18 protein-coding genes are annotated in these 19,516 nt (G+C 52.8%); 12 read left to right on the top strand and 6 right to left on the bottom strand.

Features of this window, described 5'->3' with window-relative positions:
• Nucleotides 1–105 precede the first annotated feature (105 nt).
• Entirely contained in the window at nucleotides 106–1,986 is a 1,881-nt protein-coding gene (locus AC6I9Z_RS08820) for a CshA/CshB family fibrillar adhesin-related protein (RefSeq protein ID WP_461455308.1), read from the top strand.
• On the opposite strand, the gene AC6I9Z_RS08825 is transcribed toward AC6I9Z_RS08820, so the two are convergent.
• Nucleotides 1,983–2,450 carry a nuclear transport factor 2 family protein gene (locus tag AC6I9Z_RS08825; RefSeq protein ID WP_461455310.1) on the bottom strand — a complete coding sequence of 156 codons (468 nt, stop codon included), beginning with the start codon at nucleotides 2,448–2,450 and terminating at the stop codon, nucleotides 1,983–1,985. The genes AC6I9Z_RS08820 and AC6I9Z_RS08825 overlap by 4 nt on opposite strands.
• A gap of 84 nt (nucleotides 2,451–2,534) precedes the next feature.
• Between AC6I9Z_RS08825 and AC6I9Z_RS08830 the strand changes: the two genes are divergently transcribed.
• The 3 genes from AC6I9Z_RS08830 (at nucleotide 2,535) to AC6I9Z_RS08840 (ending at nucleotide 4,186) form a co-directional block, all read left to right on the top strand.
• Nucleotides 2,535–3,308, top strand: a complete 774-nt coding sequence (locus AC6I9Z_RS08830; protein ID WP_461455312.1) for a glucose 1-dehydrogenase — start codon at nucleotides 2,535–2,537, stop codon at nucleotides 3,306–3,308.
• Between the two features lie 12 nt (nucleotides 3,309–3,320).
• Nucleotides 3,321–3,470, top strand: a complete 150-nt coding sequence (locus AC6I9Z_RS08835) for a DUF2256 domain-containing protein (protein ID WP_461455314.1) — start codon at nucleotides 3,321–3,323, stop codon at nucleotides 3,468–3,470.
• A 116-nt stretch (nucleotides 3,471–3,586) separates the two neighbouring features.
• The gene (locus tag AC6I9Z_RS08840; protein ID WP_461456881.1) at nucleotides 3,587–4,186 is read left to right on the top strand and encodes a LuxR C-terminal-related transcriptional regulator; all 600 of its coding nucleotides are present in this window, start codon (nucleotides 3,587–3,589) and stop codon (nucleotides 4,184–4,186) included.
• A 170-nt stretch (nucleotides 4,187–4,356) separates the two neighbouring features.
• Here AC6I9Z_RS08840 and purN read toward each other — a convergent pair whose 3' ends face one another.
• On the bottom strand, nucleotides 4,357–5,322 hold the full coding sequence (gene purN, locus AC6I9Z_RS08845) for a phosphoribosylglycinamide formyltransferase (protein WP_461455316.1): 966 nt from the start codon (nucleotides 5,320–5,322) through the stop codon (nucleotides 4,357–4,359).
• Nucleotides 5,323–5,328: 6 nt separating this feature from the next.
• Nucleotides 5,329–6,447, bottom strand: coding sequence for a phosphoribosylformylglycinamidine cyclo-ligase (gene purM, locus AC6I9Z_RS08850; protein ID WP_461455318.1), 1,119 nt, complete (start codon nucleotides 6,445–6,447; stop codon nucleotides 5,329–5,331).
• Between the two features lie 62 nt (nucleotides 6,448–6,509).
• Here purM and AC6I9Z_RS08855 point away from each other — a divergent pair, with 62 nt between their 5' ends.
• From AC6I9Z_RS08855 to AC6I9Z_RS08870, 4 genes are read left to right on the top strand one after another with little or no spacing between them, the layout of a single operon-like run.
• Complete coding sequence (locus AC6I9Z_RS08855) at nucleotides 6,510–7,826, top strand: heavy-metal-associated domain-containing protein (protein ID WP_461455320.1); 1,317 nt, start codon at nucleotides 6,510–6,512, stop codon at nucleotides 7,824–7,826.
• Nucleotides 7,823–8,473 (top strand): P-loop NTPase family protein, encoded by a 651-nt coding sequence (locus tag AC6I9Z_RS08860; protein ID WP_461455322.1) that lies wholly within the window; start codon nucleotides 7,823–7,825, stop codon nucleotides 8,471–8,473. The genes AC6I9Z_RS08855 and AC6I9Z_RS08860 overlap by 4 nt, the downstream gene beginning before the upstream one ends.
• A complete protein-coding gene (locus AC6I9Z_RS08865) occupies nucleotides 8,474–10,654 on the top strand; it encodes an RNA degradosome polyphosphate kinase (protein ID WP_461455324.1) in 2,181 nt (726 codons plus the stop codon).
• 28 nt (nucleotides 10,655–10,682) lie between these two features.
• Nucleotides 10,683–12,173: a Ppx/GppA phosphatase family protein gene (locus AC6I9Z_RS08870; RefSeq protein WP_461455326.1), complete on the top strand. Its 1,491-nt coding sequence runs from the start codon at nucleotides 10,683–10,685 to the stop codon at nucleotides 12,171–12,173.
• Between the two features lie 7 nt (nucleotides 12,174–12,180).
• Here AC6I9Z_RS08870 and AC6I9Z_RS08875 read toward each other — a convergent pair whose 3' ends face one another.
• Entirely contained in the window at nucleotides 12,181–12,486 is a 306-nt protein-coding gene (locus tag AC6I9Z_RS08875; protein WP_461455328.1) for an I78 family peptidase inhibitor, read from the bottom strand.
• Complete coding sequence (gene rnd, locus AC6I9Z_RS08880) at nucleotides 12,483–13,673, bottom strand: ribonuclease D (protein WP_461455330.1); 1,191 nt, start codon at nucleotides 13,671–13,673, stop codon at nucleotides 12,483–12,485. The genes AC6I9Z_RS08875 and rnd overlap by 4 nt, the downstream gene beginning before the upstream one ends.
• 200 nt (nucleotides 13,674–13,873) lie before the next feature.
• On the opposite strand from rnd, the gene aspS reads away from it, so the two are divergent.
• From aspS to AC6I9Z_RS08900, 4 genes are all read left to right on the top strand, one after another.
• Nucleotides 13,874–15,658 carry an aspartate--tRNA ligase gene (gene aspS / locus AC6I9Z_RS08885; RefSeq protein ID WP_461455332.1) on the top strand — a complete coding sequence of 595 codons (1,785 nt, stop codon included), beginning with the start codon at nucleotides 13,874–13,876 and terminating at the stop codon, nucleotides 15,656–15,658.
• Nucleotides 15,655–16,545, top strand: coding sequence for an alpha/beta fold hydrolase (locus AC6I9Z_RS08890; protein WP_461455334.1), 891 nt, complete (start codon nucleotides 15,655–15,657; stop codon nucleotides 16,543–16,545). Before aspS ends, AC6I9Z_RS08890 begins: the two co-directional genes overlap by 4 nt.
• A gap of 100 nt (nucleotides 16,546–16,645) precedes the next feature.
• On the top strand, nucleotides 16,646–17,623 hold the full coding sequence (locus AC6I9Z_RS08895; RefSeq protein WP_461455336.1) for a hypothetical protein: 978 nt from the start codon (nucleotides 16,646–16,648) through the stop codon (nucleotides 17,621–17,623).
• A 115-nt stretch (nucleotides 17,624–17,738) separates the two neighbouring features.
• Nucleotides 17,739–18,527, top strand: coding sequence for a polyphosphate kinase 2 family protein (locus AC6I9Z_RS08900; protein WP_461455338.1), 789 nt, complete (start codon nucleotides 17,739–17,741; stop codon nucleotides 18,525–18,527).
• Nucleotides 18,528–18,555: 28 nt separating this feature from the next.
• Here AC6I9Z_RS08900 and AC6I9Z_RS08905 read toward each other — a convergent pair whose 3' ends face one another.
• Nucleotides 18,556–19,338 (bottom strand): DUF2189 domain-containing protein, encoded by a 783-nt coding sequence (locus AC6I9Z_RS08905; RefSeq protein ID WP_461455340.1) that lies wholly within the window; start codon nucleotides 19,336–19,338, stop codon nucleotides 18,556–18,558.
• Between the last annotated feature and the right edge of the window lie 178 nt (nucleotides 19,339–19,516).

Raw genomic sequence — 19,516 nt, forward strand, 5'->3', positions numbered from 1 at the left:
AGGCTTTCACGGAATTTTAAGCATGATCTGTTAATCCGCAATCTGATCACTGGTACGGGAGTGGGAAATCCTGTGCCAGATGGTCGGAATTGTGGGACCAGACCAGTGCAACACATAATCAAGCATTTTTTGCTGATCATGACCTATGCCTTGGCTGCCGTCAGCTTTGGCGGCGGAACAGCTGTGGCTGCCACTTGCTCACCGGCAGGGGCGCAAGGCGCGGCTCCGGCGGCATGGCAAACCTATTGCTGGCTCGACTTTTCCTCTTACAATGACGCGACCGTTCGTTCTGCATCGGGCCAGAATTTTTCCTTTGATCTGGATGACGGTTCAACACTGACCTTCACTTTGAGGGCAACCAGCACTACCGCATCGGCCGCCGATGACCGGGCCGCACCAAGCTGGTCGGGAGCAGCGGTTGGCAATTCATCCTTCCTGAATATTCCCGGACGCCCCATTCTCTACATGGTCAATAGCGGTGCGCTGGTGAATTTCACCTTTTCCAACATTACAGTCATCCCGCCGCCCGGAGTTGCGTCAGTCAGCAGCTATGCCTTTGTGGCGGCAGATGCAGAATCGACGGACAACAGCGAATTTCTGGAATTTGGCACCAATGGTTCGAACTGGCAGATACTGGACGCTGTACCACCGATCAGCGGTAGTCAGTTTCCGGTTTTGACCGGTACCGGTACGGCAACGCTGCGCATGGCTGGCGGCGGCCAGACCGGCCGTGTTGGAGGATATATTGCGGGCACGAATTCACCCACCAACGTAACGGCCACCATGCGGGGGCAGGGTTTGCAGGGGATGATGTTTGCCGTGCGTTTCGCATCCATCACCTTGAACAAGACGATTACCGGCACGCGGGTTGATCCCGCTGACCAGTTTACGTTTCAGATTACATCGACATCATCCGGCGATTTGCTGGCATCCGGTACAACAACCGGTTCCGGTAACGGCCCGTTTCCGGCGGCCGTGATATCCACAGCGTCCGGGATTCCGATCAGCCTGACCGAAGTCATGGCCAGCGGCAGTGCCAGCGCAATAAGCCAATATCGCCCCCAACTGACTTGTACGAACAACAGCGCGGGTTCACCCACAGTGATGCCGACCAACGTAGAAACGACAAATTACAGTTTCGGGGCGCTGGCCTTTGGCGATGCGGTGGAATGTGTGTTCAATAATGTGCCTTATCCGCATCTTTCGCTGGAAAAACAGTTAAGTGCGGCTGGCCGGATATTTGACAGTGATGAATTCCGTATCCGCATAAGAGAAGGCGGCAGCACGGTTGCGGCAACGACAACCGCTGGCGCAGGAGCGGTGATTAGCAACGCACCAATCGCGATGACGCAGCTAGTCAGTGGGAACAACTATCATGTGGATGAACGGGCGCGCGGGACTACCGACCTCGATCGCTATACGGCTTCTTTGTCCTGTACCAATGCCAATACAGGCTCTTCGACTATATTGCCAAGCTCCCTGGAAGAAGACTTTGCGCCTGCTGTGGGTGATGTGATCACATGTGTCATCACGAACACCCGTGACCCTGCGAATGCAGTGCTGGAGATAAGTAAGCAATCGACGGTAGTTTCCGACCCGGTAAACGGCTCGGTCAATCCCAAAGCCATCCCCGGAGCCGTCATTCGCTACACGATCGAGGTGGTCAATCAGGGCGATGCACCGGTAGATACCAGCAGCATAGAGATCGCGGACGTTCTACCGTCCGATATCAGCTATAATGGGGCATCACCTATTGTGTTTACTGACGGCGCAACGTCGAGCGGTCTCGATCCTTTTGATCCCGCAACCATGGCCAGTTTTTCTGACCAGCCATTCGGTGCCGCGCCTTACGGTTACGCGCCCAATACCTCGGGTTTTGATTCTAACGTCACCGGCCTCATCATAAATCCGTCAGGCACATTGGCTGCCTCGAACGGATCAAACGATCCCAGTTTCACGATCAGTTTTGAAGCCCGTTTGGACTAGGCTTTGGGATTGGCTTCGTCATAGCGTTCCCAGTCGTGAAATGCTTCACGCCGGACGATAATCCATTTGCCGTCGCGCTTTTCAAGTTTGTCACAATAGCGACCGGCCACTATCCAGTCCGTGGCTTTGCCGCCGGTCGGGACCGGATCGAATTCCGGCGTCCCCTCTTGCACATAGTGATAGGCAACGAAATTCGCTTCGGTTGACACGCTGTTGCCATCATCGCTGAAAAAGAAATGCACATTGGAAATGGAATGATGTGTGGCGGGAACTTTTTTCAGTATCTCACTGGCAAAACCGACAAATTCATCCGGCGGTCCCGAATAATCACCATGGTTGTGAACATGATCATCTGCGAAGCATGACCGAACCAAAGTCCAGTCTTTACGGTCTATTCCCTTGCAATAGCGGTGCAGCAAATCACGAATTTCCTCTCGCGCCACCAGTTCTTCGACCTTGTCCATCCCGCTCTCCCTCATATTGTTAGGCTGAGGGATTAGCATGTGCTGCTAACCTGTGAACAGTTGGCAAAAAAGAGAGGGATCAGGATGGGCAGACTGGAAGGGAAAATAGCGATCATTACCGGCGCAGCAAAGGGATTGGGTGAAGCAGATGCCCGGATGTTTGCGCGCGAAGGCGCAACAGTCATCCTGACCGACATGGATGAAGATAACGGTGCGCGTGTTGCTGCTGAAATTGGCGGTGCGGCAGAATTTCACAAGCAGGATGTTCGCGATGAATCGGCATGGGAAGACCTGATTGCAGATATTGTGTCCCGGCACGGGAAGCTGGATGTCTTGGTCAACAATGCAGGTGTGGTTGAACCCGGCACCATCGAAACCCAAACGGCAGAAGAATGGCGCTTTGTGATGGCGGTCAGTGCTGACGGGACATTTTTTGGATGCAAATATGCAGTGCCGGCAATGAAGGCTTCTGGTGGCGGTTCGATCATCAACATGGCATCCATTGCCTCGGTTCAGGGGGAGCCTGTTGTTGCCGCTTATGCAGCCGCAAAAGGGGCGGTGGAAAGCCTGACCCGCAGCATCGCGGTGCATTGTGCGAATAATGGTTATAATATCCGTTGTAACAGCGTTCATCCGGCAGGGATTTTGACGCCGATGGTCGAAGAAATTGGGCCGAAAATGATGGATAGAGATGACCTGCGGCCAGCCAGCGAGGGACCGGCGGCCAGCGCATTGGGGGAACCCGATGACATTGCCAATACAGTACTGTTCCTCGCATCGGACGAATCCAAATTTATCAATGGCGCTGCGATAAGGGTCGATAACGCGAAATCAGTGGTTGAAGGTGTTGTTCCGTAATATCACCCTTCGATGCCCGCCAAGAAGCAAATCAAGAAGCAGCATCTGCCTCAAAAAACCTGCGTTACCTGCGGCCGCCCATTCACATGGCGCAAGAAGTGGAAAGATGTCTGGGATGACGTCAAATATTGCTCAAAACGCTGCAAGGGCGGTGTAAAGTAACGTGCGTGATATTGGCATTCTGCTTGCCATAGCCGATGAGGATGGACTACGCATATTTTATGACTTCCGAGGCCGAGAATAATAAGACAAAACAGCAGTCGATACCCAAGGCTGATATGCCCAAAGCGTCTGTGGAAGCACTAATCAAACACAGCCCGATTGCATCGGTTATCAGCAATCCAAGATTGACGGATAATCCCATCGTTGCGTCCAACGATGCCTTTTGTGAACTTACAGGCTATGATCGAGATTTCATCATCGGGCGCAATTGCCGCTTTCTTTCGGGGCCAGCCACTGAGCCATGGCTGACGGAAGAAATTCGCCGCGGCGTGCGGGAACGCAAGCCAGTACTGGTTGAAATTCTCAATTATAAAAAGGATGGTACGCCTTTTCAAAATGCAGTTCTTGTCGCTCCATTATTTGATGATGACGGCGAACTGGAGTTTTTCCTGGGATCGCAGGTGGAAATTGATAGCGATGGCCCGAGCCTTGCCAAGGCGCGGCGCATGCGGGCGACGGAAATCGTCAAGGACCTTTCCAAAAGGCAGCGTGAAGTGTTGAAATACATCGCCAAGGGTCTGTTAAATAAACAGATTGCACATGAACTGGATTTAAGTGAGCGGACGATAAAGATGCACCGTGCGATCCTGATGAAACGGCTGGAGGCACCTAGTGCAGCCGACATGGTTCGGTTGGCCGTGGAAGCAGGCATGTAAGTAAAATTGACTACGGTCCTAATACCGTATCCATATTATCGCAGTCATAGCGTAAATAAAATTCAAGCATCGCGGATGGAGCAGTCATCCCAGATCTCAAATTTATTGCGACATATCCTCCCTCCTCCTTGTCGCTTTAGGTTTGCTCTTCCCGCGATGCGAACTTTTCCCTAAAATTCTGCCGCGATATCCATCATTTTGGTGAGCCGTTTGGGTGCTACCATCCGCCAGCTTTTTTCCAGCCAGTCACCGACATGATCCCAGTCCGTGTGTCCGGTATCCAGCCGGATCGCAATCCAGCCTGATTTACCGTAAAATTTTGGTGTGAAATAAAGATCGGGATCGGCGTCAAGAAGAGCGCTTTGCTCGTCGAGACCGCTGGTTTTTACGAAAACCGATGTCCCTGTTTCACCGAAATGGCGGCGAGAAAAATAGGCAAAATATTTCCCGGTTTTCTCACTGCCAACACGCCAGCCGGGTGTACCGAAACTTGGACGTTCATGAGTTTCCTCCAGCGCTAGCGCGCGGGTGCGGACTTGTTCCAATATCCAGTCGGGATCGGCCTCACGGGTCACATATTTGGCAAGGGTCGCGGCGTAAAGCTGATGCTCGGCAATCAGGACTCGGTCGGCCAATATGTCGGCGGTATCGCCAGGCAGGATGGCAACTTCTGTCTGTGCCAGCACGGGGCCGTCATCCAGTTCCGGTGTCACAAGATGAACGCTGCACCCGGCATGGCTGTCCCCGGCGTCGAGCGCGCGCTGATACGTGTCGAGGCCCTTATATTTCGGCAACAGGCTGGGGTGGATGTTGAGCATGTGATCCTGCCACTGACGGACGAATTCATTGCTCAAGATGCGCATATATCCTGCCAGTGCGACATAGTCGGCGCCCGCTGCGACAATGACTTCATGCATGATCTGGTCATGTTCGTTGCGGCTTAGGCCCTTATTCGGGTGGGCAAAAGTATCAATGCCTTCCGCTTCCGCCAACTTCAGCCCCGGAGCCTGCGGATCATTGGATGCCACCAGAACAACTTCAAACGGGCAGTTTTCCGCCTTTGCGGCGTATAGTAATGCGGCCATGTTGGATCCGCGACCTGATATTAGCACGGCCACTTTGGCAATTTCAGGCATCACGCATCAGCCATTGTGAGTTGCGGTCCAATCATTTCGTGCCGACCAAGTGCCGGTGCTACCTGACACAGTGCAGCCCTTTGTACCTGTTTTGACGACACCCACTTCATGAACGGTTTCGCCAGCGGCCTCCAGATCCGACCGTATCGACGCCGCCTCATCCGGTGACACAGCCAGAATCATTCCGATACCGCAGTTAAACGTCCGCGCCATTTCTTCCGGTTCGATATTACCTTGAGCCTGCAGAAAAGCCATTAGTCGCGGCTGATCCCAGCGATCGGCATCAACATGGGCGTTCAGGCCATCTGGCAGGACACGGGGGATATTCTCGAGTAATCCGCCGCCGGTAATATGTGCCAATGCCTTGATCCGACCGGATTGCATCAGGGGAAGCAGGGATTTTACGTAAATCCGCGTCGGGGCGATCAATGCTTCGATCAACAGAACATCAGGGTCAAAAAGCGCCGGACGATCCAATTTCCAGCCTTTATCTTCGGCCAGCCTGCGAACGAGGGAATAGCCATTGGAATGCACGCCTGAGGACGCCAGACCAATAAGTATATCGCCATCCGCTAATTGCGTGCCGGTCAGCGCTTTTTCGCGCTCTACGGCACCCACGCAAAATCCCGCCAGATCATAATCACCATCGGCATACATGCCCGGCATCTCTGCCGTCTCGCCACCGATTAATGCGCAACCTGATATTTTACAGCCTTCCGCTATGCCCGCTACGACTCGCTCGGCAACACCGTTTTCCAGTTTGCCAGTCGCAAAGTAATCGAGGAAGAACAGTGGCTCCGCACCTTGCACGATCAGGTCATTTACACACATCGCAACCAGATCAATGCCGACGCTGTCATGGCGGTCATGGTCTATGGCCAGTTTCAGTTTGGTGCCAACGCCGTCATTCGCAGCGACTAGCAGAGGGTCATCGTAACCAGCTGCTTTTAGATCAAAAAAACCGCCAAACCCCCCCAGTTCCGCATTCGCCCCCGGACGTGCAGTTGCTTTGGCAAGCGGTGCAATGGCCTTGACCAGTGCATTACCTGCCTCGATCGATACACCGGCTTTCGCATAGGTGTATGATTCCGGTTCATTTCGCTCGTTGTTTTGTTTATCACTCATAAAATAGGCGATTAGACAAGTCGTGGGTGGATTTCCACGTCATAATCGTCAAAAGAGCGGAAATGAAATTTTTGACCAGTTTTAAAACCCCTATTGTTGCGATTTTTATGGTTTTCGGCTTGGCTGCAGCCGGTATTGTATATGCGCAGCTGGAAGGCGCTGACCGAGGAGTTGCACCGCTCGCGAGCAGTGGTGACTTTGAAGTTTTCGGGGTGGAGGTCGACACACGAGGCGATAATTCTTTTGAGGCGCGCCAAAAAGGCTGGGAAGAGGCGCAGCGCAAGGCGTGGAAGACTCTTTATGCCCGGACTCAGGGCGGGAAAACTACCGGGCTGTCTGATGGCGCTCTCAATAATATTGTGTCGGCAATCATTGTCGAGCAGGAGCAAATTGGTCCGAAACGCTACATTGCTACGTTGGGCGTGATGTTCGACCGTGCTCGTGCTGGCCAGATTCTTGGCGTTAGTGGACGGCGGTTGCGCTCGCCGCCTTTGCTGGTTCTACCGATTATGTGGAGTGGCGGATCACCGCAGGTGTTTGAAAGCAAAACAGAGTGGCAAAAGGCATGGGCCAGATTCCGCTCTGGTGACAGCGCGATTGACTATGTCCGTGCTTATGGTTCGGATAGCGAATCACTGGTATTGACCGCCGGGCAGGCTGATCGTCGCAACAGAAGATGGTGGCGGATGATATTGGATCAGTTCAGCGCCGCCGATGTCATTATTCCGATTGTCAGAATGGAAAGAGAATATCCCGGTGGTCCGGTTACGGCCCATTTTACGGCCCGCTACGGTCCGGATAGCAAATTTATCGACAGTTTCTCTTTGAAGACCAAATCCACTGACGGGATTCCGGCGATGATGGACCAGGCGATTGTGCGGATGGATGGCCTTTACACAAACGCCCTTTCCAGCGGTCTTTTGAAAACGGACAAGTCGTTGATTATTGAAGATTCGATCGACCTGGAAGCGCTCGAACGGGAGATTGAGGCAGAATTGGCGGCTGAAGGCAGCTTGTCTGGCATTGAATCATCTGGCAGCGGTGCGTCCGAAGCGTCTGGCGAAGCAAATACTGTTACAGGGCCAACCGTCGCAGCAACGACTTATACGGTTCAGTTTAACACGCCTGATGTCGGTGCGGTCAGTCGTGGTGAGGCATCCGTCCGGTCCGTTCCGGGAGTGTCCTCGGCTTCTACCTCAAGTTTGGCCTTGGGCGGTGTGTCGGTGATGCAGGTATCGTACGCTGGTGACCTTGCGACTTTGGCCTCAGCGCTACGTGCGCAAGGGTGGCAGGTCCAGCAAGGGGGCGGCGCGCTCAGGATCACTCGAGGCGGTTCATCAAGTGGATCGAATTCCGGGAGTGACGGGCAGGACCAGTGAACCAAATTGCCCTTCCTTTGGATTCAGCCTTAGCAGCGCAGGATGATGGTTATATCGTTACTGATGCCAATGCTCAGGCGCATGATCATATCTGTAATTGGCAAAGCTGGCCGCATCTCACTGCGATATTGATTGGCGGCAAAGCAGCAGGAAAATCTGCCATGGCGCAACAATTTGGGCGTGATAGCGGCGGTCATGTTGTCGATGATGCAAGGGATATGGCCGACAATGACCTTTTCCATCTCTGGAATCGCGCCAGACAAGAGGAAAAACCATTGCTTCTCGTCTCATCCGAACCGGTCTCCAATTGGGGCGTTGAGCTTCCTGATCTTAAATCCCGTTTGGCAGCTTCTCTGCTTATCGAGGTAGACCCGCCAGACGAGGCAATGATTACAGGGTTGTTCCAGAAATATTTTGCGCTGCGCGGTCTTTCCATCTCTGAAGATGCGCTGTCTTATCTCGGAAAACGGATGGAACGAAGTTATCAAGATGTTCAGCTTTTGGCGCAAAATATGAATATTCTTGCTATAGAAAGAAAAAAGCCGATCACGCGCTCTATTGCCATTGATGCATTGGCGCAGCAGCAGGCGGATGAACATGAAACCGGCGCTGAACCAAAAACAGCCCAAGATGGTAAGGAAGGTTGAATGGATAGTCTTGTCCCCCAGGCACCAGATACCGAAGAAGATCACAGCTCATTTTCTGTCGATGATGGGGGCTCCGAACGCTATTTCAATCGCGAGTTAAGTTGGCTTGGATTCAACGATAGAGTCATTGAAGAGGCGCAGAATAACTCGCATCCATTGCTGGAACGTCTGCGCTTCCTGTCAATTTCCGGGAGTAATCTGGACGAGTTTTTCATGGTCCGCTTTGCTGGGCTAGTCGGCCAGTTTCGTCAGCATATTGAGGAACGTTCGGCTGATGGATTGACGGCCAAGCAGCAATTGCAGGCAATCGCTTCTCATAGCGACAAGCTGATGGGCAATCAGCAGCAAGTCTGGGATCAGCTGTCCGCTGCGCTGGCGGAAGAGGACATACATGTCCTTGATGCCGAACAGTTGGGGAATTCTAGTAATGCCTGGTTGAAGCAGCATTTTCTGGATCAGATTTTTCCGGTTCTGACACCCCAGGCCCTTGACCCCGCTCACCCCTTTCCGTTCATTCCGAACAAGGGACTCAGCCTGGTATTTGATCTGGTAAGGCAATCCGATAACCAAAGGATACGGGAACTGGTGATGATCCCGTCAGGCTTGCCGCGTTTCATCCGGATGCCCGATGAAACACCCACATATGTTTCGGTGGAATCGGTCATTCAATGTTATTCAGACCAGTTATTTCCAGGTTATAATGTAGCCAATAGCGGCCTTTTCAGGATCATTCGCGACAGCGATATAGAGGTGGAAGAAGAAGCCGAAGACTTGGTTCGCTATTTCCGCAGCGCCATCAAACGCCGGCGGCGGGGTGACGTCATCCGGCTTGAGATGGGGCCGGGTCTATCAGATGCGGTTGTTGCGTTGTTACGCGAGAATCTTTTGACAGAAGGTGCGACGGAAAGCCGGGTGAAAGGCCTAGTTGGTATCGGTGATCTTGACTTGCTAGTGGACGAAGATCGTCCGGATTTGAAATTCACGCCGTATAGCCCGCGCTTTCCCGAACGGATTCGTGAACATGGCGGGGATTGTTTTGCCGCGATCCGTGACAAGGACATTCTTGTTCACCATCCTTATGAATCGTTTGAGGTGGTGATTGAGTTTCTGCGCCAGGCCGCGGCTGACCCCGATGTGGTTGCGATCAAACAGACGCTTTATCGTGCGGGCAAACAGTCTGCCGTTATTAGAGCCCTGATTGATGCGGCAGAAGCCGGTAAATCGGTAACAGCCATTGTCGAGTTGAAAGCGCGCTTTGATGAGGAACAGAATTTGCTTTGGGCCAGCGCGCTGGAGCGGGCGGGTGTGCAGGTTGTTTATGGTTTTATCGAGTGGAAAACCCACGCCAAGATATCAATGGTTATCCGCAAGGAACAAGAGGGTTATCGGACCTACTGCCACTTTGGCACCGGTAACTACCATCCGATAACCGCCAAGATTTATACCGATCTCAGCTTCTTTACGGCGGATCCAAAAGCTGCACGAGATGCAGCGCAGCTGTTCAACTATATCACGGGTTATGTAGAGCCAGAAAAACTGGAAATGATTTCGATGTCTCCGCGTTATATGCGGCGTGACCTGATGGATTTGATTGATCGTGAAATTGATAACGTGCGATCCGGGAAACCAGGTATAGTTTGGGCAAAGATGAATTCGCTCGTTGACCCGGCGTTGATCGAAAAACTTTACGCAGCCAGCAATGCGGGGGTCGAGATTGATCTGGTGATTCGGGGAATTTGCTGTCTGCGGCCGGGCGTGCCGGGCATGTCTGATCATATTCGGGTCAAGTCGGTTATCGGACGCTTTCTGGAACACAGCCGGATTTGGGCTTTCGGCAATGGCGGGGATTTACCAAATGATGATGCGGCGCTTTACATAAGCTCTGCCGACTGGATGCCGCGCAACCTTGACCGGCGTGTGGAATATATGATTCCGATAACCAATCCGACGGTACATGATCAGATACTGGATCAGGTGATGGTCGCTAATCTGATTGACGATGAACAGAGCTGGGAACTGAATAGCGATGGCAGTTATACAAGAGTTGAACCATCGGAAAAATCGTTCAACCTGCACCGTTACTTCATGACCAATCCGTCGCTGTCCGGTCGCGGTAAGGCTTTGAACAAAAGCAACGCTGTACCGCGCTTGTCTCTTCGTCGGCGCAAGAAAAAAGCCTGAACGCGATTGCCAGATGCAGGTCGGGGGATTGCAAATAACCAGAAAGAGAAAAGCACCGCGGACAAACCGGCGGACTGCGATTGTCGATATTGGTTCCAACTCGATCCGCCTGGTTGTCTATCAGGGCGCGGCAAGGGTTCCAGCGATATTGTTCAATGAAAAGGTAATGGCCGGATTGGGTAAAGAGCTTGCAACGACAGGCGCCATTGCAGAGACTTCCATGGCACTGGCGGTTCAGGCCCTCGAACGCTTTTACAGGCTTTGTACCCAGATGGATGTAGACTCGATCAAGTGTTTCGCGACCGCGGCAGTGCGCGATGCAAACAATGGTGCGGACTTGCTCGAGGCTGCGGAAGAAATCGGTTTTGAGACGCAGGTTCTTCAGGGCGAAGAAGAAGCGGAGCTGGCGGGACTGGGAGTGCTTTCAGCCATTCCTGGTGCCAAAGGTATCGTCGGCGATCTCGGCGGTGGCAGCCTTGAATTGGCGATGATCGACAAAGGTAAGGTTATCGAGCGATACAGTTTTCCACTCGGTGTGCTCCGCGTTGCCAATTTGCGGGCCAAGGGTAAGGACAAGCTCAAACGTCATGTGCGCAAGATGCTGAAAAAAACAGGATGGGACCAGAATGGTCAGGGCTTGCCATTTTATCTTGTTGGTGGTTCCTGGCGTTCGCTGGCACGGCTCGACATGTTTGACAGTGGCTATCCGCTGCCGGTTATTCATCACTATGAAATGCAGCCTCAGCGCGCACGGCGATTGGTCAGGCAGCTCGCCCGGATGAACAAGGCAAAGTTAAAAGCGGTTCCCGGCCTGTCTACTTCCCGAATTCCGACGCTGGATGATGCGGCGTGGCTTTTGTCGTTCATTGTCCGCTATCTGGGTAGCAGCACCATGATCGTCTCCGCATATGGTGTTCGGGAAGGTTTATTGTTCAAAAATGTCAGTAAACCGGAGAGCAAACGTGATCCGTTATTGCTTGCAACCGAGGAGTCCGGGGCAGCGCAGGCCCGGTTTCCAGCAAACAGTAAATTGCTGGGAAAATGGATTGCACCGATTTTCTCTGAAGACCCTCCTGACTGGCAGCGCATAAGGCAGGCGGCTTGCAATCTGGGTGATGTGGCATGGCGAGCCAATCCGAATTTTCGCGCTGAACGGGGATTGGTCATGGGTTTGCACGGGAACTGGGTCGGGATAACCGGCGCTGAACGGGAGTTGTTGGGCCAAACATTGTTCACCAGTTTTGGCGGTGGGGCCAATATCTTTTCCGGAGGCGGTAAACTGGCCAGCGAAAAGGCAACGGAGCGTGCGATTTGTTGGGGTTTGGCGATGCGGCTGGGTCAAAGGCTGAGCGGCGGTACGCGTAACCCATTGGAACAGACGCAGCTTCGCAAAATTGACGGCCGATTGGAGATCGTCATGGCTAAGGATCTGAGTGACCTTTATGGCGATGCTGTAGCAAAACGACATATTCAACTCGCGAACATGCTCGAGCTGGAGCCTGTTTTGGTAACCGAATAAGTTACGGTCAACCGCAGTAGATGCGCGTGATTATCATAGCATCATCATATTCAATATTCAGGCGGTCTTGACGAAAATCCATCGTTATGGCGCTACGCGGGGCTATCCAGCGTAGAGTTTTTGCACCAGATTGTTTGAGCGCATCGGCTCCATTCTCTTCATTTACCGATTGTCCAACAAATGACTGAAGGTTTTCTGCTGCGCAGGCATATCCAGGAGTAGTTCCGCGTTCCGGCACTTCCGGCTCTCCAACAGTCGTGGAGCAGGCCAATAGTGCGGGACAGACTACTAAGGCGAACAAGGCTTTCTTCATTGTGCTTCTTCGCTTGTGGTTTCGGGTTGATGGGTCATTTTCAGTTTACCATCCTGGACCGTAAAACTCATCCGACCTTCGATCAAATCGATCGCGTCACGTCCAAATTCTTCATATCTCCAGCCCTCCAGGAGAGCAACGCCATCCCGTTCACCGCCAACAATACGTTCAAGGTCATCAGCGCGGGCCAGTAGTTTCGAAGCAACACTCATTTCCGCAGACCGGATTTTCAGAAGTAACTTCAGCAAATCGGCGACTAACGCATTTTCTTTGCTAAATTTGGGGCGGCGACCATTGCGGTCAGGCAACTCGTCTTTCGTCAACGGCTGCGCATTGGCCAGCGCTTCCATCAACCGTTCGCCAATATCATTATTTTTCCAGCCAGACGACAATCCGCGTACTTGTGCCAGCTTGGCTTGGTCTTTTGGTGGATGGGCGGCGATATCGGCCAGCGTTTCATCGCGCATGATCCTGCCGCGGGGCATATCTTTGGATTGTGCTTCCTTTTCCCGCCAGGCAGCCAGCGCTTTCAGCCGGCCTAAAGATTCCAGATTGCGGCCCTGGAATTTGACGCGCCGCCATGAATTTTGAGGGTCATTCACATAGTTTGCGGGATCGGCCAACTTTTCCATTTCAGCATTGATCCAGATACCGCGCCCCGTTTCGATCAGCTTTTCCAGCATCATCGGAAAAATGGCCGACAAATGAGTGACATCACCAATGGCATATTTAATCTGCCGGTCATTGAGGGGGCGTCGCGACCAGTCGGTGAAACGGGCACCCTTGTCCAGTGTGATGCCCAACCAGCTGTCAACCAAATTGGCATAACCGATTTGTTCGCTTGGCCCCAAAGCCATGGCTGCGACCTGGGTGTCGAAAATCGGGTGAGGAGTTTTGCCGGTCATGTTGTGGATAATCTCCACGTCCTGGCCTCCAGCGTGAAAGATTTTCAGTACATCTTCATTATTGACCAGCAAGTCGAGCAAAGGCTTGAGATCAACGTCCTTGGCGAGCGGATCAATCGCAGCAGCTTCCTTGCCATCAGAAATCTGGATGAGGCAGAGGATCGGCCAATAGGTGTTTTCTCGCATGAACTCTGTATCGACCGCAACAAATTCAGCGGTGGAAAAGCGTTCGCAAATATCGGCAATATCCTGACTGTCAGTCAGTAAAGGGTGAATTTTCATGCCGCATCTATACAAGCTGAGCCGAGTGTCGCAAACATTTCCGATAGAGATTGTCTATTATCAACAACTGTCTTCTGCCTTTTGCTACGGGCGGTTTATGGTCCTGCTTTATACCTTCTGCCTTGACAAAAGTGGCTTTGGCCTGTGTTACGCCCCATAAGTTTCCAAAGAGGAAACATTCCAATTATCAAAGGTTCATCATGCACGCATATCGCTCCCATAATTGTTCACAGCTTCGCGCCGCCAATGTTGGCGAAGAAGTCCGCCTGTCTGGCTGGGTTCACAACGTTCGCGATCATGGTAATTTGCTCTTCGTCGACTTGCGCGATCATTTCGGTCTGACCCAGATTGTCAGCGAAGAAGGAAGCGATGCGTTCAAGCTGTTGGATTCGGCGCGCAAGGAATCGGTGATTACCGTCACCGGTAAGGTCGCGGCGCGCTCGGCAGAGACGGTTAACTCCAACCTGCCGACGGGCGAAGTTGAGCTGGTGGCCGAAGCCGTCGAAATGCAGGGGCCTGCTGAAGAGTTGCCAATGCCGGTCTTTGGTGAACAGGAGTACCCGGAAGATATCCGCTTGCGTTACCGCTTTCTCGATCTGCGGCGGGAGAAAGTCCACGCCAATATGATGCTGCGCTCCAAGGTGATTGCTTCGCTGCGCAACCGTATGGTTGAACAGGGCTTTACAGAGTTTCAGACCCCGATCCTGACCGCCTCATCACCAGAAGGCGCACGCGATTATCTGGTGCCAAGCCGTGTCCATCCCGGCAAATTTTATGCGCTGCCACAAGCGCCGCAGATGTTCAAACAGATGCTCATGGTTGCTGGCTTTGATCGCTATTTTCAAATTGCCCCTTGCTTCCGTGATGAAGATGCCCGGGCGGATCGCTCGCCGGGTGAGTTTTATCAGCTCGATCTGGAAATGAGCTTCGTTACGCAGGAAGATGTGTTCCAGGCGTTGGAACCTGTTCTTGCCGGAGTGTTCGAAGAATTCGCCAATGGCAAAAGCGTGACGCCCGCTGGAGAGTTTCCGCGTATTCCTTACAAGGAAGCGATGCTAAAATACGGCTCGGACAAACCTGACCTTCGTAACCCGATCATCATTCAGGACGTGTCGGATCATTTCAAAGGTTCCGGTTTTGGCCTGTTTGACAAGATAACCGCATCCGGCGGCACTGTGCGCGCTTTTGTCGCACCCGAAGCCGGCAAGAACAGCCGAAAATTCTTTGATGACATGAACAACTGGGCACGCGGCGAAGGTTTTGCGGGTCTGGGTTACATCAACATGAAAGAGGGTGCTGCTGGCGGACCAATTGCCAAAAACCATGGTGAAGAAGGCACGGCGAAATTGCTGGCTGATCTCGGTTGCGGCCCTGACGACGGTGTATTCTTTGCTGCTGGCAAGGAAGCGGAAGCTGCAAAACTGGCTGGTGTCGCGCGCACCCGTGCGGCCGAACAGCTAGGCTTGATCAACGAGAATGAATTTAAATTCTGCTGGGTCGTTGATTATCCGATGTATGAATATGACGAGGAACTGAAGAAGCTCGACTTCTCGCATAACCCGTTCTCGATGCCGCAAGGCGAGATGGAGGCGTTGGAGAATAAAGACCCGCTCGATATATTGGCTTGGCAATATGATATTGTCTGCAATGGTATCGAGCTGTCATCCGGTGCCATCCGGAACCACCGTCCCGATATCATGTACAAGGCCTTTGAGATTGCGGGTTATGACAAGGAAGCGGTCGATAGCGAATTTTCCGGTATGATCAATGCGCTGAAATATGGCGCGCCGCCACATGGCGGTTCTGCGCCAGGCGTTGACAGGATCGTCATGCTGCTGGCGGATGAGCCGAATATTCGTGAAGTTGTGCTCTTTCCGATGAACCAAAAGGCAGAAGACCTGATGATGAGTGCGCCAAGCGGTGTTTCGCCCAAGCAGTTGCGCGAACTTCATATCCGTGTCGTGGAGCCACCGAAAGAAGGATGAACGAAGCGGGGCAGCCAACAGAAAAGCGATTTCGACAAGGCGGAACGGATCTCTGCTATTTCGAGTGGGGCAATCCGGACGACCAGACGATCCTGATGGTCCACGCCACGGGTTTCCATGCGCGCTGTTGGGACAAGACGATCGCTGCCTTGCCATCTGGCTATCATGTGATTGCTGTCGATCAGCGCGGTCATGGCCGGAGCTATAAGCCTGACAGTCTGAGTGACTGGAGCCTGATGGGCCGGGATGTCGGTGCGCTTGTTGCCGGGCTTGGCCTGGAAAATATCGTCGGTGTGGGGCACAGTATGGGTGCTCATGTGATCGTCCAGATCGCCGATGTCATGCCAGAGCGGTTCGAACGACTGGTGCTGGTTGATCCAACGATCACGGCGCCAGATGCCTATGAAAACCCTCCGGCCTCGGCAGATATTGACCCCAATCAGAATCCGGTATCGCGGCGACGCAACAGCTGGAAGTCTCCAGAGGCCATGTTCTCCGCCTTCAAGGACCGTCACCCATTCAGTCTTTGGCAGCCGGATGTGCTGATGGACTATTGCCAATATGGTCTACTCGCTGAGGATGATGGGGCGGGATATGTTCTGGCCTGTCCGCCCTATCTTGAAGCATCGGTTTATGAAGGCTTTCGGTCTGTTGATCCTTATCCCCTGGTAAAACGGAACACATTGCCGGCCACCATTTTACGTGCGCAGTCGGCGGATGATGACGTCACGGCGGCGCGGGATTTCGCCAACAGTCCGACTTGGCCGAAACTGGTGGATATATATCCAAATGCGCAGGAAGTTCATATTCCAGAGCTTACACATTTCATGCCGATGCAGGATCCAAAGCGGATTGCCAGCTATATTGCTGCCGGCGCTGACACCTGATTTTTGCGTTCATCTAACGCAGTGTTTATATGAACGATCGCGTAATTGCCTGTTCACCTATACTGGGATAAACCTCCAGGATGAACGACTTAGGGGCAATATGATGCGAATTCTGTCTATCGGTAAAATGGCTTCGATCGGTGTAGCTGGGCTATGTCTGGCCGCTACAGCACAAGCCGAAACTTTGCGTGTTGAAGGCCTTTATCCAGCTCGTGCACCCAATATTGCCGCAATCAAAACCATCGCGATTGACCGTTTTGGTGGCGGCGACGGCACCGCGCTGGCTTTTGCCATTGAGGACAAGCTCAGCGACGTCGAAATTGACGGTGCGCCTTATTTCAAAATCATGGCGGGGCGTTCCGCCATAGATCCCGAAGCAACATTATCGGGCACGGCAACAACCGGAATCGAAGAATATGAGACACGCGAATATCGGGAACGCTGTATCGAGAGGGACGACAAGGGCAAATGCGAAAAGCGTAAAAGTATAAAGGTACCCTGCCTTAAACGCGTTATCGATTTTCAGGCAGAAATCCGCATGTCCCGGTTCAGCGATGGCCAAACCATTTACGCCGATCGTAAATCTGATGGCCATGAACAGATCGTTTGCGGACGTAAAGAGAGCTTCTCCAGCAGTGAAAACATCATAAGAGGGATGATCAATAGCGCTGCCCATGCAGTGCGCCGTGATTTGGCTCCGATCGAAAGGCGCGAGAATATCCGCGTGTTTGAGAGCCGCAAGGGCATGGACAAGGCCACCGCCAAATTTTTTAAGGCGGCGGTGAAGATGACCAAAACCGATGAACAGGAAGCCTGTCGCATGTGGGATCAAGCCGCAGCAAACAGCACATCGCATCGATCAATCGCCTTTAATCGCGGCCTGTGTGCTGAAAAAGAGGGTGCGTTGGAAAAAGCTTTGAACCTTTATGCTGAGGCCGGTCAATTGCCTGGTGGCAAAATCGAGATTGATCTAGCCATTCGCCGCGTTGAAGATCGTCAACGAGCTCTGGATGACTGGGATGTCCGCTATGCCAGCGCTGACCCCAATGCAGTCGAGGCGCCTGTAAAGGTTGATTAATCCAAACAGGGTTAACAGGTTGGTTCTTTTTCCGGGTCTATAGTATGTCGCCATTCTGAACTGTGCGGCTATCCGCTGCACATATCGGGCAGTGGCGAGATTATCGAGGCGATCCATGAGCAAACATATCAAACTGTCAGATTATGAAGATGGCAAGGATTTTGACGGTGATTATTCCGATGCGCTGAAAGAACTGCAGGAGCGTCTGGCTCATGTTCATTTTGAGCATATCATTCACGGCAACCGGACGATTCTGGTATTCGAAGGATGGGATGCGGCCGGGAAGGGTGGTTGCATAAGACGGATGACCGCCGAATGGGATCCGCGCTATTTTGAGGTCTATCCCATCGGAGCACCAACCAGGGAGGAGCAGGATCGCCATTTCCTTTGGCGCTTTTGGAAACGTCTGCCGGGCAGCAGAGAGATCGCAGTGTTTGACCGCAGCTGGTATGGCCGCGTTCTGGTAGAGCGGGTTGAAGGCTTTTGTAGCAAAGCCGACTGGAAGCGCGGTTATGACGAAATCAACGAATTTGAAGCGCAGCAAATTGATGGCGGCACCAACCTGATTAAACTGTTTTTTCACGTCACCCAGAAACAGCAGGACCGCCGCTTTGCCGATCGTCTGAACACGCCGGACAAGCGTTGGAAAATCACCAGAGATGATTTTCGTAACCGGTCCAAACGGGCGGATTATCTGGATGCGATGGAGGACATGTTCAAACAAACCGACACGCGCTGGGCACCTTGGAAAGTGATTGATGGCAATGACAAGAAAGCCGCGCGGATTGCAGCGATGACCTATGTCGCCGAAACACTGGAGGCAGCCTTACCGGACGATTTACCGGAAGCAGACCCGGAACTGGTGAAGCTCGCGGAAGAAGCGTTTGGGTATAAACCGGAATAACGCGCCCGCTATTGAGGGTTTCTGTAGCTCATGAACCTGGCTGGCTCACAGAACGGCGATATAGGTGCCAGGTGGCATGTCCCAGAACAGGGAGTACCACAAACAGTCCCAGAAAAAGCGGGAGCATGGCCACAAACAGGGCAACTGCGATCAGGGCAGCCCAGATCAGCATAACCAGCTTGTTTGATCTCACCGTCGCCAGACTCACGATGATTGCGGTGATAAAGTCAACTTCACGATCGACCAACATCGGCAGGCTGACGACCGTAATCGCGTAAAAGGCCAGCGCCATCAGCGCGCCAATGATACTCCCGACCACCAGCATCGCAATACCTGCCGTTGTCCGAAACAGCTCAAGCGACTCTGATCCGATACCGGATTCTGCCAAGAAAATGGCAAAAATACCGTGTGCGACCATTAACCAGAAAGCGAACGCCACAAACAGGATAACGCCCATGCTCAATATTTGCTCATCGCCGCGTCCTCTGAGCGCTCCAAGGACAGCGCGCCAGCTCATCGGTGTGCCAGCTTCACGGCGGCGGCTTACTTCATAAAGTCCGACAGCCACGAAAGGTGCAAGCAGCGGGAACCCCGCCGCAAGCGGAACCAGCCAGGCAATTTCGCCTCGTTCAAAGAGGGCGAAATATAGAAACAATCCCGCGGCTACATAGATTGCCGCGAAAAAAAGTCCGAATACAGGATAGGCTCTAAAATCACCCCAGCCCGCGACAAGTGCAGCGCGCAGGTCACTTACCGTAAGGTTGCTTGCGACTGTTGCCGGCGCGATTTGAGCTTGATTGGCGGTGCTCATGACATTCCCTCCTCATGGAAACGTCAGACAATATTGCAACAAATCACTAGCTACATCAAGTTTCGCCAATATGCCCAAATGGAGAAGCTCCATCCCGCGTCTGTTTTTGGGCGTAAATGGGGACGTTACTATTCCTCCTAAAACTGATGTTTTAAAGCGCGCTTGACATTATATCGAT

This window comes from Parasphingorhabdus sp., from assembly GCF_059726685.1.

What these genes read in the sequence shown, in the direction of transcription:
- AC6I9Z_RS08825 (WP_461455310.1), bottom strand. Translation starts at nt 2,450, where the DNA reads ATGGACAAGGTCGAAGAACTGGTGGCGCGAGAGGAAATTCGTGATTTG.
- AC6I9Z_RS08830 (WP_461455312.1), top strand. Translation starts at nt 2,535, where the DNA reads ATGGGCAGACTGGAAGGGAAAATAGCGATCATTACCGGCGCAGCAAAG.
- AC6I9Z_RS08835 (WP_461455314.1), top strand. Translation starts at nt 3,321, where the DNA reads ATGCCCGCCAAGAAGCAAATCAAGAAGCAGCATCTGCCTCAAAAAACC.
- AC6I9Z_RS08840 (WP_461456881.1), top strand. Translation starts at nt 3,587, where the DNA reads ATGCCCAAAGCGTCTGTGGAAGCACTAATCAAACACAGCCCGATTGCA.
- purN (WP_461455316.1), bottom strand. Translation starts at nt 5,322, where the DNA reads ATGCCTGAAATTGCCAAAGTGGCCGTGCTAATATCAGGTCGCGGATCC.
- purM (WP_461455318.1), bottom strand. Translation starts at nt 6,447, where the DNA reads ATGAGTGATAAACAAAACAACGAGCGAAATGAACCGGAATCATACACC.
- AC6I9Z_RS08855 (WP_461455320.1), top strand. Translation starts at nt 6,510, where the DNA reads ATGAAATTTTTGACCAGTTTTAAAACCCCTATTGTTGCGATTTTTATG.
- AC6I9Z_RS08865 (WP_461455324.1), top strand. Translation starts at nt 8,474, where the DNA reads ATGGATAGTCTTGTCCCCCAGGCACCAGATACCGAAGAAGATCACAGC.
- AC6I9Z_RS08875 (WP_461455328.1), bottom strand. Translation starts at nt 12,486, where the DNA reads ATGAAGAAAGCCTTGTTCGCCTTAGTAGTCTGTCCCGCACTATTGGCC.
- rnd (WP_461455330.1), bottom strand. Translation starts at nt 13,673, where the DNA reads ATGAAAATTCACCCTTTACTGACTGACAGTCAGGATATTGCCGATATT.
- aspS (WP_461455332.1), top strand. Translation starts at nt 13,874, where the DNA reads ATGCACGCATATCGCTCCCATAATTGTTCACAGCTTCGCGCCGCCAAT.
- AC6I9Z_RS08890 (WP_461455334.1), top strand. Translation starts at nt 15,655, where the DNA reads ATGAACGAAGCGGGGCAGCCAACAGAAAAGCGATTTCGACAAGGCGGA.
- AC6I9Z_RS08895 (WP_461455336.1), top strand. Translation starts at nt 16,646, where the DNA reads ATGATGCGAATTCTGTCTATCGGTAAAATGGCTTCGATCGGTGTAGCT.
- AC6I9Z_RS08900 (WP_461455338.1), top strand. Translation starts at nt 17,739, where the DNA reads ATGAGCAAACATATCAAACTGTCAGATTATGAAGATGGCAAGGATTTT.
- AC6I9Z_RS08905 (WP_461455340.1), bottom strand. Translation starts at nt 19,338, where the DNA reads ATGAGCACCGCCAATCAAGCTCAAATCGCGCCGGCAACAGTCGCAAGC.